This is a genomic window from Pantoea sp. SIMBA_079 (genome assembly GCF_046940275.1).
Taxonomy (GTDB): domain Bacteria; phylum Pseudomonadota; class Gammaproteobacteria; order Enterobacterales; family Enterobacteriaceae; genus Pantoea; species Pantoea borealis.
Genome location: NZ_JAWRYR010000005.1, coordinates 161,002 through 176,721 on the forward strand (window position 1 = coordinate 161,002; position 15,720 = coordinate 176,721).

The 15,720-nt window shown below is 56.7% G+C and carries 13 protein-coding genes; 6 read left to right on the top strand and 7 right to left on the bottom strand.

Annotated elements, in window-relative coordinates; translation table 11 throughout:
- Positions 1-210 precede the first annotated feature (210 nt).
- Positions 211-1,611, bottom strand: a complete 1,401-nt coding sequence (gene asnS, locus SB719_RS09790) for an asparagine--tRNA ligase (RefSeq protein WP_412159176.1) — start codon at positions 1,609-1,611, stop codon at positions 211-213.
- Positions 1,612-1,823: 212 nt separating this feature from the next.
- A complete protein-coding gene (gene pncB / locus SB719_RS09795) occupies positions 1,824-3,029 on the bottom strand; it encodes a nicotinate phosphoribosyltransferase (protein WP_412159208.1) in 1,206 nt (401 codons plus the stop codon).
- 270 nt (positions 3,030-3,299) lie between these two features.
- Between pncB and pepN the strand changes: the two genes are divergently transcribed.
- On the top strand, positions 3,300-5,915 hold the full coding sequence (gene pepN / locus SB719_RS09800; protein ID WP_412159177.1) for an aminopeptidase N: 2,616 nt from the start codon (positions 3,300-3,302) through the stop codon (positions 5,913-5,915).
- A gap of 179 nt (positions 5,916-6,094) precedes the next feature.
- Positions 6,095-6,736, top strand: a complete 642-nt coding sequence (gene zinT, locus SB719_RS09805; protein ID WP_314686617.1) for a metal-binding protein ZinT — start codon at positions 6,095-6,097, stop codon at positions 6,734-6,736.
- Positions 6,737-6,780: 44 nt separating this feature from the next.
- Here the strand turns inward: zinT and ssuB are convergent, their stop codons facing one another.
- The 5 genes from ssuB to ssuE are packed head-to-tail and all read right to left on the bottom strand — an operon-like array spanning position 6,781 to position 11,044.
- Complete coding sequence (ssuB, locus tag SB719_RS09810) at positions 6,781-7,572, bottom strand: aliphatic sulfonates ABC transporter ATP-binding protein (RefSeq protein ID WP_412159178.1); 792 nt, start codon at positions 7,570-7,572, stop codon at positions 6,781-6,783.
- Entirely contained in the window at positions 7,569-8,360 is a 792-nt protein-coding gene (gene ssuC / locus SB719_RS09815; protein WP_065649680.1) for an aliphatic sulfonate ABC transporter permease SsuC, read from the bottom strand. The genes ssuB and ssuC overlap by 4 nt, the downstream gene beginning before the upstream one ends.
- 9 nt (positions 8,361-8,369) lie before the next feature.
- Positions 8,370-9,515, bottom strand: a complete 1,146-nt coding sequence (ssuD, locus tag SB719_RS09820; protein WP_292972237.1) for an FMNH2-dependent alkanesulfonate monooxygenase — start codon at positions 9,513-9,515, stop codon at positions 8,370-8,372.
- 14 nt (positions 9,516-9,529) lie between these two features.
- Positions 9,530-10,480: a sulfonate ABC transporter substrate-binding protein gene (locus tag SB719_RS09825; RefSeq protein WP_065649678.1), complete on the bottom strand. Its 951-nt coding sequence runs from the start codon at positions 10,478-10,480 to the stop codon at positions 9,530-9,532.
- A gap of 12 nt (positions 10,481-10,492) precedes the next feature.
- Complete coding sequence (gene ssuE, locus SB719_RS09830) at positions 10,493-11,044, bottom strand: NADPH-dependent FMN reductase (RefSeq protein ID WP_304233521.1); 552 nt, start codon at positions 11,042-11,044, stop codon at positions 10,493-10,495.
- 333 nt (positions 11,045-11,377) lie between these two features.
- Between ssuE and SB719_RS09835 the strand changes: the two genes are divergently transcribed.
- The 4 genes from SB719_RS09835 to SB719_RS09850 all read left to right on the top strand — a co-directional run bounded on the left by SB719_RS09835 (position 11,378) and on the right by SB719_RS09850 (position 15,718).
- Positions 11,378-12,898, top strand: coding sequence for a lipopolysaccharide biosynthesis protein (locus SB719_RS09835; RefSeq protein ID WP_065649676.1), 1,521 nt, complete (start codon positions 11,378-11,380; stop codon positions 12,896-12,898).
- Between the two features lie 2 nt (positions 12,899-12,900).
- Positions 12,901-13,899 carry a glycosyltransferase family 2 protein gene (locus tag SB719_RS09840; RefSeq protein WP_293004601.1) on the top strand — a complete coding sequence of 333 codons (999 nt, stop codon included), beginning with the start codon at positions 12,901-12,903 and terminating at the stop codon, positions 13,897-13,899.
- A 120-nt stretch (positions 13,900-14,019) separates the two neighbouring features.
- On the top strand, positions 14,020-15,030 hold the full coding sequence (gene pyrD, locus SB719_RS09845; RefSeq protein WP_065649674.1) for a quinone-dependent dihydroorotate dehydrogenase: 1,011 nt from the start codon (positions 14,020-14,022) through the stop codon (positions 15,028-15,030).
- A 151-nt stretch (positions 15,031-15,181) separates the two neighbouring features.
- Positions 15,182-15,718, top strand: a complete 537-nt coding sequence (locus SB719_RS09850; protein ID WP_065649673.1) for a cell division protein ZapC — start codon at positions 15,182-15,184, stop codon at positions 15,716-15,718.
- Positions 15,719-15,720: the final 2 nt, after the last annotated feature.

Sequence of the window (15,720 nt, forward strand, 5' to 3'; positions counted from 1 at the left end):
ATGTCTGCACGCATCTTTTCACTCCGCAGTTGCTATTTCTAGCCCGAAAATGATTCAAATCTCCTAATTGAGTATCAAAAAGAAAAATTGTGTGACAATTTGTAATAATTACGGAACTTTGTGAGATATCTCAAAATTTACAAAAATAAAAAAAGGCCGGCAGTGCCGACCTCGTTATATATATGAATTTCTTATATTTAATGCCAGATATCAGAAATTCGCGTTGCGTGGGGTACGCGGGAAGGGGATAACGTCCCTTACATTTTGTACGCCGGTGACATAGGCGATCAAACGTTCAAACCCTAAACCAAAGCCGGCATGCGGTACGGTGCCGTAACGACGCAGGTCGCGATACCACCAGTAATCTTCTTTGTTCAGCCCCATTTCTGCCAGACGGGCATCCAGCACATCCAGTCGCTCTTCACGCTGTGATCCGCCAATGATTTCGCCAATGCCCGGTGCCAGGACATCCATTGCCGCCACGGTTTTACCGTCATCATTCATACGCATGTAGAACGCTTTAATATCTTTCGGGTAGTTCTTCACCACGACCGGCGCCTTAAAATGTTTCTCGGCCAGATAACGCTCATGTTCAGAAGAGAGATCCACACCCCATGAAACCGGGTTTTCGAAGCTCTGACCGCTCTTCAGCAGAATGTCAACTGCATCGGTATAGTCTACCTGGGCAAAATCGGTGGTAACAAAACGCTCAAGGCGGGCCACGGCGTCTTTATCCACGCGCTCAGCAAAGAACGCCATGTCATCGGCACGTTCGTTCAGTACCGCTTTAAAGACATATTTCAGCATCGCTTCAGCCAGCGCTGCAGCGTCATCCAGCGTGGCAAACGCCACTTCCGGCTCCAGCATCCAGAATTCTGCCAGGTGACGGCTGGTGTTGGAGTTTTCCGCACGGAACGTCGGGCCAAAAGTGTAGACTTTTGACAGCGCACAGGCGTAGGTTTCAGCATTCAGCTGACCCGATACGGTCAGAAACGCCTCTTTGCCAAAGAAATCTTTGTCATAGTCCACCTTGCCCTGCGGATCGCGCGGCAGGTTTTCCATATCCAGCGTTGATACGCGGAACATCTCGCCGGCGCCTTCAGTATCTGACGCGGTGATCAGCGGCGTGGAAACCCAGAAATAGCCGTTCTCATGGAAAAAGCGATGCAGCGCCTGCGCCAGAGTATGACGTACGCGCGCGACGGCGCCTACCAGGTTAGTGCGCGGGCGCAGATGAGCCACTTCGCGCAGATATTCAATGCTGTGACGCTTGGCGGCCATCGGATAAGTGTCGGGATCGTCAACCCAGCCGGTCACTTCAATACGGGTGGCCTGCAGCTCAAATGCCTGACCCTGGCCCGGTGATTCCACCACGGTGCCGGTGACAATGACCGAGCAGCCGGTGGTCAGACGCAGCACTTCATCCTGATAATTATTCAGAGAATTATTGACGACAGCCTGAACGGGATTAAAGCAGGAACCGTCATAAACGGCGATAAAGGAAAGACCGGCTTTGGAATCTCTTCGGGTACGCACCCAGCCGCGTACGGTGACTTCACTGTCAACCGCGACCCGGCCGTGCAGTACATCCGCTACAGGCACTACGCTCATAAAAATCTCTCTATATATAGATGAAATAACAGGTGTCCCGCCGCACTTTGCTATCGTCACAGGTGACACACAGTGCTGGCAGAAACAGCCAATTCTCCCACGTTCAGGGGTGTTGCTATGTTACTTGTGAGCCATCAGGAAACAAGCAAAATTGCGGGAAGCGAGTGATTTTAATGGCGGCGGGCAGGGTAGCAGACCCTGCCCGGGGCAGGTCAGCTGGCGCGTTTCACCAGCGGCAGGTCAAATGCTTTGCGCAGCGCACGGACAAAGGCTTTATCCTGACAAATCGTTTTACCCGGGCTGTCAGAGAGTTTAGCCACCGGTTTGCCGTTGCAGCTGACCAGTTTGATCACGATATTAAGCGGCGTTACGCCCGGAATATCGCAGGTCAGGCGCGTGCCAATACCAAACACCACGTTGGCACGCTGGCCAAAATGACGATAAAGCGCCAGCGCTTTATCCAGGTTGAGATTGTCAGAGAACACCAGCGTTTTGCTGCGCGGATCAATGCCGAGCCGCTCATAGTGCGCAACGGCTTTTTCACCCCACTCAACCGGATCGCCGGAGTCGTGGCGCAGCCCCTGATAGCGATGCGCAAAGCCGGGACCAAAGTCGCGTAAAAAGGCGTCCATAGTGATGCAGTCAGTGAGCGCAATGCCCAGCTGGTCATCATATTCATCCAGCCACGACTGCAGCGCCGCGCGCTGGCTGTTGGCCAGTACCGGGCTGATCTGCTGATGTGCCTGGAACCACTCGTGTGCCTGAGTGCCAACCGGCGTCAGCTGCAGGCGACGCGCCAGATCGTAATTACTGGTGCCAACCAGCCACGGAAAGTCTGCTTTTAGCGTACTGACAATCGTCTCCTGCACTTCCTGCGAATAGCGGCGGCGCGTGCCGAAATCCATCAGCTGAAAGCGGGACATATCGAGATCGGTCACCTGAGCCCGAAACGCCGAGAGCTTTTGCTGCAGATGTGCGACCGCCTGCTCTGCGGCGATCTGCGGCGTGCGGTGGCGGTGTACCACTTCACTGATCAGCGCCAGCAGCGGCACTTCCCACAGAATAACCTCGCGCCACGGGCCGCGGATCTGAATGCGCAGCTGGCCGCGTTCGTCCTGCACCTCAACCTGCGCCGGGTTGAAGCGAAAGGCGCGTAGCCAGGTCAGATAGTCGTGCTGGAAAAAAGGCAGGTTACTGAGCCAGGCAAATTCATCATCGCTCAGGGTTAACTCTTGCAGGGTATCAATTTGCGCGCGAATCTCGCCGGCATACTGGCCAAGCTGTTCATCGCTGCGACAGCGAAATTCTGCGGTAACCGGGACATCGTAGTAACGATGATATACGGCCTGCTGCATATGAAGCTTGTACGCATCGGTATCAAGCAGCGTGGTCAAAATCGGGGAAGCGTGTCCAGTCATGGTGCGTTTCAGCATCCTCTTCCGCGGAGCAGAGCCCGGTGTTTAACAAAATCCTAAAGACGCAGGAGTATAAAACAGTAATCTCTGCGATCACACCACATTTGCAGGTGGCGGGTCGAGGGTCAATTGTGCCATTGTTACTGAATTGTAGCCTTTTCTGCGCCGGCGCGCATTGCGCATGGCAACTCTCCGCCAGGCCGCTTAGACTTTGAGATATTTGCGCCACCGCAACAGGATGGCCTCAACATAACAACGATGTGAGAAGGATATATGACGCAACAGCCGCACATTAAATATCGCCACGACTACCGGGCGCCTGATTACACCATTACAGACATCGACCTGACATTTGATCTGGATGCCACAGAAACACGCGTGACGGCCATCAGCCAGGTGAAACGTCTCGGCACCGCCGACGCCAGTCTGCATCTTGATGGCGAAGCGCTGACGCTGGTTGAGCTGACGGTAGATGACGCGCCCTGGCCGCACTATCGCGAAGAGGCGGGTACGCTGATCCTCAGCCAGCTGCCTGACAATTTTACGCTGCGCATTGTAAACCTGATCCATCCGGCGAAAAACAGCGCGCTGGAAGGACTGTATCAGTCAGGAGAAGCGCTCTGCACCCAGTGTGAGGCGGAAGGTTTCCGGCACATTACCTGGTATCTGGATCGTCCCGATGTGCTGGCGCGCTTTACCACCACGCTCCGGGCCGATCCGGTGCGCTACCCGTATCTGCTCTCCAACGGTAACAAGCTAAAGAACGGCGAGCTGGACGACGGGCGTCACTGGGTAACGTGGCAGGATCCGTTCCCGAAACCCTGCTATCTGTTTGCGCTGGTGGCAGGCGACTTCGATGTGCTGCGCGACAGTTTTACCACCCGTTCAGGACGCGACGTCGCGCTGGAGATCTTTGTTGACCGCGGGAACCTCGATCGGGCCGACTGGGCGATGACCTCCCTGAAAGCCAGCATGAAATGGGATGAGGAGCGCTTCGGTCTCGAATATGACCTCGATATCTTTATGATTGTCGCGGTGGATTTTTTCAATATGGGCGCAATGGAGAATAAAGGCCTTAACGTCTTCAACTCCAAATATGTGCTGGCAAAAGCGGAAACCGCGACCGATAAAGATTATCTCGGCATTGAGGCGGTGATTGGTCATGAGTATTTCCATAACTGGACCGGTAACCGCGTGACCTGTCGCGACTGGTTCCAGCTCAGCCTGAAAGAAGGTCTGACGGTGTTCCGCGATCAGGAGTTCAGCTCCGATCTCGGCTCCCGCGCGGTGAACCGTATTGATAACGTGCGGGTGATGCGCGGTGCGCAGTTTGCCGAAGATGCCAGCCCGATGGCGCATCCGATCCGTCCGGATCAGGTGATTGAGATGAACAACTTCTATACCCTGACGGTGTATGAGAAGGGATCGGAAGTGATCCGCATGATGCATACGCTGCTGGGTGAAGAGAAGTTTCAGCAGGGCATGCAGTGCTACTTTGAACGTCACGACGGCAGTGCGGCAACCTGCGATGATTTTGTCCAGGCGATGGAAGATGCCTCTGGCGTCGACTTAACGCAGTTCCGCCGCTGGTACAGCCAGTCAGGTACGCCGGTAGTGAGCGTGCGCGATGATTATAATCCGGAGCTGGAGCAGTATACCCTGCATGTCACCCAGCATACGCCGCCAACCGCAGATGGTCAGGAGAAGCTGCCGCTGCACATTCCGCTGGATATTGAACTCTACGATAACGAAGGCAAAGTGATCCCGCTGCAGCATAACGGCCAGCCGGTACATCATGTGCTGAACGTGACGCAGGCGTTTCAGACCTTTGTCTTTGATAACGTCTATTTTCAGCCGGTGCCATCGCTGCTGCGGGAATTCTCTGCACCGGTAAAACTGGACTATAAGTGGAGCGACGCACAGCTTACCTTCCTGATGCGTCACGCGCGCAATGAATTCTCCCGCTGGGATGCGGCGCAGAGTCTGCTGGCAACCTATATACGTCTCAACGTTGCGCGTTACCAGCAGGGCCAGCCGCTGTCGCTGCCTCTGCACGTCGCTGACGCTTTCCGGGCGGTGCTGCTGGATGAGCAGGGCGATCCGGCGCTGATGGCGCTGATCCTGACTCTGCCATCAGAAAATGAGATGGCAGAGCTGTTCGACATCATCGATCCACAGGCGATTGCCGCCGTACGCCATGCGCTGATGCGCACGCTGGCAAACGAGCTGAACGATGAGTGCTATGCGCTCTATCTGGCCAGCCAGAGCAGTGAATATCGCGTTGAGCATGCAGAAATTGGCCGGCGCGCGCTGAAAAATGTCTGCCTGAGCTATCTGGCGCTGGGCGATACGACGCAGGCCGATCGGCTGGTTCAGGCGCAGTATGCGCACGCCACGAATATGACCGATGCGCTGGCAGCACTTTCGGCTGCGGTGATGGCGCAGCTGCCGTGCCGCGATGCGCTGCTGGCTGCCTGGGATGAGCGCTGGCATCAGGACGGTCTGGTAATGGATAAATGGTTTATGCTGCAGGCGACCAGCCCGGCGCCAGAGGTGTTACGCAACGTACGGGCGCTGCTGAACCATCGCTCCTTTACCATGGGTAACCCTAACCGCATCCGGGCGCTGATTGGCGCATTCGCGGCGGGTAACCCGGCGGCGTTTCATGCACAGGATGGCAGCGGCTATCAGTTCCTGGTTGAGATGCTGACCGATCTCAACACGCGTAACCCGCAGGTGGCCGCACGCATGATTGAGCCCCTGATCCGCCTGAAACGCTACGATGCGGGACGTCAGGCGCTCATGCGTCAGGCGCTGCAGCAGCTAAAAGCGCTGGATAATCTCTCCGGCGATCTCTATGAGAAAATCACCAAAGCGCTGAACGCGTAATCCTCAGCCGCCGCGATCGTCACCGATCGCGGCGGCCCATTCTGTGGCTCCGCGGGCATGAATTCTGGCAAGACGCCCACGCTTAAACAGCTGCTTTTGCCAGCCATCTGTCAGGGTGTACTGTGCTGATTTATGTGTTATGTTATAACATCAATAAAACAGGATGTGAGTAGAGTAAGATGAAAGTAGCGTATTGGACACTATTTCTGGGAATAGCCTGCAGTTCACCGGTGTTTGCACACGGTGGTCATTCGCACGGGGCTCCGTTAAGTGCAAAAGAAGTCAGTGCGGCAAACGGCATTTTTGCCGATGCCGACATCAAAGATCGACCGCTTTCTGACTGGGAAGGCGTATGGCAGTCAGTGTATCCGTATGCCAAAGATGGCGCGCTGGATCCGGTATTTCGTAAAAAGGCGGCAGCTGATAAAACGCGCTCATTCAGCGACATTAAACACTATTATCTCACCGGCTATGCCAGCGATATCACTGACATCGGCATTGAAAACGACGTCATGGAGTTTACCGAAAAAGGCGAAGTCAGCAGCTGTAAATATGCGTACAAAGGCTACAAGGTGCTCAACTACGTTTCCGGTAAAAGAGGCGTGCGCTATCTGTTTGAGTGCACCGATAAAGCCAGTAAAGCGCCGCATTTTGTGCAGTTCAGCGACCATATTATCAGCCCGCGAAAATCGTCGCATTTTCACATTTTTACAGGCAACGTATCGCAGGCCGCACTGTTTGATGAACTGGAAAACTGGCCCACTTTCTTTCCTTACCAGCTGACCAAAGCACAGGTGGTGGATGACCTGCTGCATCACTGATGTCGCCGCCCGCTGGCGAATCTGACGGCCAGCGGGCAGGGCGTTTAGCGCTGCCGGGCAAAGCGCAGCGGCTGTTCAGCGGCGCTGCGCTTCATTATCCGATCCAGCACGCCTGCTTCCAGCTCAGCCAGCCGTGCTGACCCTTTGCGGCGCGGGCGCGGCACATCAACCGTCAGATCAAGGCCAATTTTACCCTCTTCAATCAGTAAGACCCGATCGGCGAGTGCCACCGCCTCGCTGACATCATGCGTCACCAGCAGTACCGTAAAGTTATGCTGATGCCAGAGTGATTCAATCAGCCCCTGCATCTCAATACGGGTTAAGGCATCCAGCGCGCCCAGCGGCTCATCCAGCAGCAGTAAGCCAGGACGGTGGATCAGCGCCCGCGCCAGCGCCACGCGCTGCTTCTGTCCGCCCGAAAGGGCAGCAGGCCATTCATTTGCGCGATCGGCAAGGCCTACCGCCTCAAGTGCCGCCTGCGCAGCGCTGCGCCATTCACGACCACGTAAGCCGAGTCCGACGTTATCGATCACTTTCTTCCACGGCAGCAGGCGCGCATCCTGAAACATCAGTCGCGTATCGTCGCGCGCCGCGGCCAGCGGCGCGTGACCCGCCAGCAGCTCGCCCTGGCTGGCCACTTCCAGTCCGGCCAGCAGCCGCAGCAGAGTGCTTTTGCCGCAGCCGCTGCGTCCGACCACGGCAACAAACTGCCCGGCCGGAATATGCAGACTGACCTGGTCGAGAATAGTACGGTTGCCATAATGCTTAGACAGATTACTGATGGCGACCGGCGTGCCGCTGATCAGGCGCGGCGGGTGCTGTACGGCATTGCTCATGCGTTGCTCTCCTTCAGTTGCCAGGCCGGGTGCCAGCGCAGCCAGATACGCTCCAGCAGCTGCGCCGCCACGTCTGCCAGTTTACCCAGCAGGGCATACAGAATAATGGCCACCACGACCACGTCAGTTTGCAGAAATTCGCGCGCGTTCATCGCCAGATAGCCGATGCCGGAGTTAGCTGAAATTGTTTCAGCCACAATCAGCGTCAGCCACATCAGACCCAGCGCAAAGCGCACGCCGACCATGATGCCGGGCAGGGCACCTGGCAGGATAACCTGCGTGAACAGCGACCAGCCGGAGAGGCCATAGCTGCGCGCCATCTCTATCAGGCCGCGATCGATATTTCGGATCCCGTGATAGGTATTGAGATAGATCGGAAACAGCGTACCAAGCGCGACCAGGAAAATTTTGGCCGATTCATCAATGCCGAACCAGAGGATCACCAGCGGGATCAGCGCCAGATGCGGCACATTGCGCAGCATCTGAAGTGAGGTATCCAGCAGGCGCTCACCGGTACGCGATGTGCCGGTGATAAGCCCCAGCACCAGCCCGAGCGAGCCGCCGATAGCAAAACCCAGCAGCGCGCGCCAGCTGCTGATCGCCAGGTGCTGCCACAGTTCGCCGCTGGCGGTCAGCTGCCAGAAGGTGGTCACAATTTTCTCCGGCGCCGGTAAAATCCGCGTGGAGAGCCAGCCCTGTGATGATGAAAGCTGCCATACCGCAATCACTCCCACCGGCAGCAGCCAGGGCAGCAGCGCATTGCGCAGCCTTTTTATCTGCTCAGACATCGTGTCCCCTTAGCTCTGCGCAACTTTCTGCGGCGTAAAATCATTGGCCACGGCCTCGCCGTGCGCCTGCACGACGCGGGGTTTGGGCACCTCCGGCACGGCCAAGTCAAGATGGGGAAACAGCAGCTCGCCAACGCGATACGCTTCCTCCAGATGCGGATAGCCAGAGAGAATAAAGGTTTCAATGCCCAGCGCCTGATATTCGCGCATGCGCTCTGCAACAGTAGGCCCGTCGCCCACCAGCGCGGTACCGGCTCCGCCGCGTACCAGGCCGACCCCTGCCCAGAGGTTTGGACTGATCTCCAGCTTATCGCGCTGGCCGCCGTGCAGCGCAGCCATCCGCTGCTGCCCGACCGAATCAGTGCGGGCAAACGCCGCCTGTGCTTTGGCAATCGTGGCGTCATCCAGATGTGAAATGAGCCGATCCGCTGCCTGCCACGCCTCTTCATTGGTTTCGCGCACAATCACATGCAGACGAATACCGAAGCGCACTGTGCGCCCCTGCGCTGCGGCTTTGGCGCGAACCTGCTCAATTTTCTCTTTGACCAGCGCGGGCGGTTCGCCCCAGGTGAGATAAACATCAACCTGTTCAGCAGCCAGATCCTGCGCAGCATCAGAAGAGCCACCGAACCAGAGTGGCGGGCGCGGTTGCTGTACCGAACGGAACATCAGGCGGGCACCGCGCACTTTGACGTGTTTGCCCTCATAGTCCACCGTTTCGCCTTCAGAAACGCGTCGCCAGATGCGGGTAAACTCCGCCGATTCTGCGTAGCGCTCGCGATGGTCGAGAAACACGCCATCGCCCGCCAGCTCTTCCGGATCGCCCCCGGTCACCAGGTTAAACAGCGCGCGGCCGTTAGAGAGGCGATCCAGCGTTGCCGCCTGACGTGCGGCCTGGGTCGGCGAGATCACGCCGGGACGCAGTGCCACCAGAAAGCGCAGGCGCTGCGTAACCGGGATCAGCGAGGCTGCGACCAGCCAGGCATCTTCGCAGGAGCGTCCGGTCGGGATCAGGACGCCGCCAAAACCCAGCCGGTCAGCGGCCTGTGCTATCTGCTGCAGATAACCGTGATCAACCGGTCGGGCGCCATCAGCGGTCCCCAGATAGTGTCCATCGCCGTGCGTGGGAAGAAACCAGAAAACAGATACGCTCATTGTGTTATTCCTTATTAGTGGGCCGTACGGGGCTGCCAGATGCGATCGGCGATGGTGAGTTTGACCGGCAACAGATGGCTGCTATAAAACAGATCGGCAGTTTGCTGCTGGGCGGCGGCGGTGCGTTCACTGACGGGTGTGATCGTGGTGGGCGGGCGATGGTCGAGATAGCTCGCCAGCACCGGTTCTGGCAGGCCCATCGCCTGCGCCAGCAGGTCGATACTCTGCGCGCGCTGGCTCTGCGTCAGCGCATCCGCCTCGCTGAAGGTGGCCAGCACCTGGCTGAGGGTGTCGGGGCTGGCTTCAGCAAACTGTCGGGTCGCCAGATAGAAAGAGCCGGTCAGGTTCAGCGTGCTGCCGTCAGTGAGGACGCGTACGTTGCCCTGCTGCAGGGCGGCTGAGTAATAGGGATCCCAGATCGCCCAGGCGTCAACGTTACCCTGCTGAAACGCCGCGCGGGCATCGGCTGGCGTCAGATAGACCGGCTGAATATCGGTGAAACTCAGACCCGCCTGCTGCAGCGCGCGCAGCAGCAGATTGTGCGAGCTGGAGCCTTTCTGAAAGGCAACTTTGCGGCCTTTCAGGTCGGCCACGCTGTGGATGGGGCTGTTCTGCGGCACCAGGATCACTTCTGCTTTAGGTTTTGCGGGTTCCGATCCGACATAAAGCAAATCGGCACCGGCGGCCTGCGCAAACAGCGGAGGAATATCCCCGGTGCTGCCTAAATCGATACTGCCGATATTAAGCGCTTCCAGCATCTGCGGGCCGGCAGGAAATTCAATCCACTTAATTGCCATTGCCGGAAAACGCTGCTCCAGCAGCCGATGCGATTTTGCCAGCACCATGCTGACCGAACCTTTCTGATAGCCGATGCGGATTTGAGCAGGCGCGTCCGCTGCGCTGGCCGTCATGGTAAACAGGGCAGCCAGCGCCGGCAGCAGCAGAGCCGTTATAAGTCGTTTCACGATAGTGTCTCCTCAGACAGCCCGGGCAAAGGGCAGATGACGGCGCTGCAGCGCGAGCCAGAAGCTCTCCAGCGCATCATCAATGCGGGAGGTGAGATCGCCGGCAAACTCCGGCTGGCGGTCGTAGTGCGTAATCTGCAGATCCTGCGCAAATACCCCCTGTAACACTTCCTGCGCTTTCAGCGCACTCAGTACCGGTTTGAGCCCGTAATCCAGCGCCAGCATATGTGCCACACTGCCGCCACTTGCCAGCGGCAGCACGACTTTCTCTTCCAGCGCCCGCTCCGGCAGCAGGTCCAGCACGGTTTTTAACGCACCTGAAAATGACGCTTTATAAACAGGCGTGGAAACGATGATGCCGGTTGCGCTGGCGACGTCAGCGCTGAACGCCTTCAGCGCCGGTGAGTCAAAACGGGCATGGATCAGCTCATCTGGCGGAAAATTGTGAATATTCCATGCAACAACGTCCGCCCCCCGGGCTTCGAGCTTGCGCTGGCAGTGCGTCAGCAGCGCCGTGGAACGTGAAGGAAAACGGGGGCTGCCCGCCAGCGTAAGAATCCGCATACCTGCTCCTTATATCAAAAAGTTATCGATTTTAGGTAATTGAGAACTGATTGAGTTAATCCTGCCAGAGCAGCGGAAAAGGGGTAAATGATTTATCCGGCAATCAAAAGCATTAAAACGGCAAATGAATCCCGCCCTGCATATGTTGTACACAGGGAGAGGAGATGAACGGCGGCAGATAAAATGGCCCGATTTCTGTTTTTTATTAATGAAAATAAGAAAAAGCGGCGGCATTGACGCCGGCGGTTTTTAAGAATTACTCCTGTGGGCGCTGTCACATTTTTGTGTCACGCTTGAAGACATTGAGAAAAATACCCAGACCCCCTTACTTTTATGTCTATCAAACGTAATGCGATTGCCAACTATGTCGGGCAGATCTACCTGACGCTGTCAGGTATTTTAGTGGTGCCGCTCTATATTCAGCATCTGGGTATGGAAGCGTATGGCCTGGTTGGCTTCTTTTCTATTTTACTGACCTGGCTGCAGCTGCTGGATGCGGGCGTTTCCACCACGCTGATGCGGGAAGCCGCACGCTACCGCGCCAATCAGGCGGAATTTGTCTGGTTTCCGGCGCTGTTTACCACGCTGACGCGCTTTTTCCTTTTTTCCACGCTGGTCCTGGTGGTGCTGGGCTGGCTGGCAACGCCGTGGATAGCAACCCACTGGCTGGATGCACGTCATCTGCCGGCCGGCGATGTGGTTATCGCCGTGGCCATTATGGTGATCACCGCAGCCATTCGCTGGCGCACCAGCCCCTATCGCAGCGTGATCATCGGCTTCGAACATCAGGTCTGGCTGAATGGCGTTAACCTGACTATCACCACGCTGCGCACGTTTGGTGCGGTGCTGGTGATCCAGCTCTTCGCTAATGCAGTACTGACGTTCTTTATCTGGCAGCTGCTGGTCTCTGTTGCTGAGGCGGGATGCTGTATCTGGAAGGCGCACCAGCTCATTCCGCGCGCGGCGCGTAAAGAGAAGCGCAGCGACCTGAAAGCAGTGCTGAGGCCTTTTATTCGTTTTGCGCTGAGCGCCGCGTTTTCCAGCGCAATCTGGACGTTTATCTCGCAGATTGACCGACTGGTACTGTCCAAAACCCTGCCGCTGAGCGAGTACGGATCATTTACCGTCGTGGCCACGGCGGCAACCGGTATCCTGCTGCTCAGCAGCCCGATTATGCAGGCGATTGTGCCGCGTATGACCGGCATGAAAACGCAGCAACAGGGCGATGCGGAATCACTGCGGCTCTACCGTTACACTACGCAGGCTGTCGCCATCTTTATGGCTCCGCTCAGCATCACTATCGCCTGCTATTCAGGCCCGCTGCTCTGGGCGTGGACGCAAAAAACGCAGATTGTCGATGAGATGGCTTTTGTCCTGACGCTTTATGCATTAGGCAGCGGAATTCAGGCGATCTGTGGCTTGCTCTATCACCTGCAATACGTCAATGGCAACCTCAAGCTGCATATGCAGGGCTTTACCCTGTTTGCCATTCTGCTGGTGCCGCTTAACATCTGGTGTGCGATTCACTACGGCGCGCTGGGAACCGGCTGGCTGTGGCTGGCGCAGAACATTTTCTACCTGGCTGGCTGGGCATGGCTGGTACACCGTCGCTTTGCGCCGGGTATTCACTTTACCTGGCTCACGCGCGATGTGGCGCTGATCTGGGCCGTATCGGGCCTGATTGCTGGCCTGAGCACGCTGCTGCCTATTGAGTGGAATCAGAATCGCTGGATCAACCTGCTCTGGCTGGCATTGATTGGTGCCGTGAATCTCGGTGTCTGCTGTCTGCTGCACAGCCTGGTGCTGAAGCGCCTGCGCCGCACCCCTGTTGTTAATGCTGAAGAAAGAGGATAAGTATGACGTCGCGTCACGCACCGACTGTATCGGTCATTATTCCTAACTGGAACTGCGCCCCGTGGCTGCCGGAGACGATGCAGTCGCTGCTGCAGCAGACGTCGCCGGCAGATGAGATCATTATTATCGACGATGGCTCAACGGATGAGAGCGTGAGCTGGCTTACGGCGTTCGCCGCTGCGCATCCGCAGGTCACCCTGCTGAGCGGCAACCGCGGCGGCGTCAGCGCGGCGCGGATGAAAGGGATGGCGGTCGCCACCGGCGATTTTATCTACTTTATGGATGCCGATGACTTTATCTCTGCCGATCTCTTCGCTGACTTCCGGCGCGCGCAGGCGCAGCATAACGAACTCGAGCTGTTCTGCTTCGGTGCAAAAATGTTTTTTGATGTGCCGGAGCCGCAGCGCCACTATCAGACGATACATCAGCGTCACGTCAGCGGCCTGTTTTCCGGCGGCAGCGAAAGTCTGCGTACGCTGATCCAGCATCAGTCGGCGCATCGGGTGATCTGGAGCAGCATTATTTCCCGGCAGCTGATTGAGCGGCTGGGGCTGAGTTTCCTGCCGATTCAGAACCATGAAGATGCGCCCTTTATGTTTGCGCTCTATATGCAGGCGCACAGCTTTTACTGCACCAGCGAGAGTTATTACTACAAGCGCTTTATGCTGAGCTCACTGTCGCAAAGCACCCGCGACTTCTCATGGATCAAAAACTATTTTATCGCCCGCGACAGCAGCGAAGCCTTTTTGCGTGCGCATCAGCTGCCGCAGGATGACGCATTACTGGATGACTACTATCAGACCATTATGCATGGCTGCCTGGCGCAGATCCGCAAACACCGCATCAGGGTACCTGCAGAGTGGCAGCCGCGGGTGAATGCACTGGTTCGGCGCGTTTTACGCCATAATACCCGACTGAAACTGCTGTGGTATTGTCCGCCGCTCTATCACGGTCTGCAGGCGTGCCGTAATCGCCTGAGTCGTTATTCGTCCCGCCGTTGATCGCGATCGTATTCTGCGTTTCGTCACCAATTTACTTTTGCGCCAGAGCACCTTACCATTCTGGCGCACGTCATCCCGTGCACCCGCTGTTTCTTCGTTTACTGCCATTCAGGAGAGTGCATGTTATATCCCATCGTCCGGCCCGCCCTGTTTAAACTCGATCCCGAGCGCGCGCATGAACTCACCTTCCAGCAGCTGCGTTTTATCAGCGGTACGCCGCTGGAAGGGCTGATCCGGCAGTCGCTGCCGGCGCGTCCGGTCAGTTGTATGGGCCTCACGTTTCCCAACGCGCTGGGTCTGGCAGCCGGTCTGGATAAAAACGCGGAGTGTATCGATGCATTCGGCGCAATGGGGTTTGGCTTTATCGAGGTGGGAACCGTGACGCCGCGTGCACAGCCGGGCAATGATAAACCGCGCATGTTTCGTCTGGTTGAGGCGGGCGGCATCATTAACCGGATGGGATTTAATAACCACGGGGTTGATCACCTGGTAGAGAACGTTAAAAAAGCGCGATTTAAAGGCGTGCTGGGGATCAATATTGGCAAAAATAAAGATACTCCGGTAGAGCAGGGGAAAGATGATTACCTGATCTGCATGGAGAAGGTCTACGCCCACGCGGGTTATATTGCGATAAATATCTCTTCACCTAACACGCCGGGGCTGCGTACGCTGCAATATGGCGATGCGCTGGACGATTTGCTGGCAGCCATTAAATTAAAACAGCAGGAATTACAGCAGCGACACCTTAAATATGTTCCGGTGGCAGTAAAGATTGCGCCGGATCTGTCTGAGGAGGAATTAATCCAGGTCGCTGACAGTCTGGTGCGCCACCAAATTGACGGAGTAATTGCAACCAATACCACGCTGGATCGTACGCTGGTCAGCGGGCTTAAATATGCGGATGAAGCGGGCGGCCTGAGCGGGCGCCCGGTGCAGGCGCGCAGCACCGAGGTGATCCGCCGACTGGCACTGGAGCTGCAGGGGCGCTTACCGGTTATTGGTGCAGGGGGAATAGATTCACTGATCGCCGCCCGGGAAAAAATTGCCGCGGGCGCCACGCTGGTGCAGATATACTCCGGATTTATTTATCAGGGACCGGCTTTAATTAAAGATATCGTGACCCACCTCTAAGACATATCTCACTTTCCCCGGCCAGGGGGTTTATTTCTCCCTCTGGCTCGTTTATATTTTCCCCTGTTGTTCTATTTTTCAGCTTTTTGCTTAAAGCGATATTTTATTTTTTAGGCGCCATTTAGCGCAGCAGAACCCAACAGGGCACATCATGAAAATCAAACCCGATGACAACTGGCGCTGGTATTACGACGCCGAGCATGACCGTATGATGCTTGATTTGGCTGATGGCACACTCTTCCGCTCCCGCTTCTCCCGCAAAATGCTGACCCCCGACGCGTTTAACAGCAGCGGCTTCTGCGTCGATGACGCCGCACTCTATTTCAGTTTCGACGATCGCTGTCGTGAGTGTGAATTATCCGCTCATCAGCGAGCCGAGCTGATCCTGAATGCGCTGGTGGCAAGCCGCTTTCTTAAGCCGCTGATGCCGAAAAGCTGGCACTTTATCAGCCACAAACACAGCTGGCAGCCGGTCGCGGGCGATATGGTCACGGCTACGCTGGCAGAGAGTGGTGAGCAGGCGCAGCTGCTGGTGGTAGAGAGCAGTGAAAACGCGGCACTCTGCCTGGTTGCACAGCCAGGACTGAGCGTGGCGGGAAAAAGTATGCAGCTGGGCGATGCGATCAAAATCATGAACGATCGCCTGCAGCCGCTGCAGCTGGCGACCTGGTACGCGCGCGCGGTTTAGCC

Bases quoted from the DNA above. Each gene is read 5' to 3' on its own strand.
- asnS (WP_412159176.1), bottom strand. From the start codon at position 1,611: ATGAGCGTAGTGCCTGTAGCGGATGTACTGCACGGCCGGGTCGCGGTT.
- pncB (WP_412159208.1), bottom strand. From the start codon at position 3,029: ATGACTGGACACGCTTCCCCGATTTTGACCACGCTGCTTGATACCGAT.
- pepN (WP_412159177.1), top strand. From the start codon at position 3,300: ATGACGCAACAGCCGCACATTAAATATCGCCACGACTACCGGGCGCCT.
- zinT (WP_314686617.1), top strand. From the start codon at position 6,095: ATGAAAGTAGCGTATTGGACACTATTTCTGGGAATAGCCTGCAGTTCA.
- ssuB (WP_412159178.1), bottom strand. From the start codon at position 7,572: ATGAGCAATGCCGTACAGCACCCGCCGCGCCTGATCAGCGGCACGCCG.
- ssuC (WP_065649680.1), bottom strand. From the start codon at position 8,360: ATGTCTGAGCAGATAAAAAGGCTGCGCAATGCGCTGCTGCCCTGGCTG.
- ssuD (WP_292972237.1), bottom strand. From the start codon at position 9,515: ATGAGCGTATCTGTTTTCTGGTTTCTTCCCACGCACGGCGATGGACAC.
- ssuE (WP_304233521.1), bottom strand. From the start codon at position 11,044: ATGCGGATTCTTACGCTGGCGGGCAGCCCCCGTTTTCCTTCACGTTCC.
- SB719_RS09835 (WP_065649676.1), top strand. From the start codon at position 11,378: ATGTCTATCAAACGTAATGCGATTGCCAACTATGTCGGGCAGATCTAC.
- SB719_RS09840 (WP_293004601.1), top strand. From the start codon at position 12,901: ATGACGTCGCGTCACGCACCGACTGTATCGGTCATTATTCCTAACTGG.
- pyrD (WP_065649674.1), top strand. From the start codon at position 14,020: ATGTTATATCCCATCGTCCGGCCCGCCCTGTTTAAACTCGATCCCGAG.
- SB719_RS09850 (WP_065649673.1), top strand. From the start codon at position 15,182: ATGAAAATCAAACCCGATGACAACTGGCGCTGGTATTACGACGCCGAG.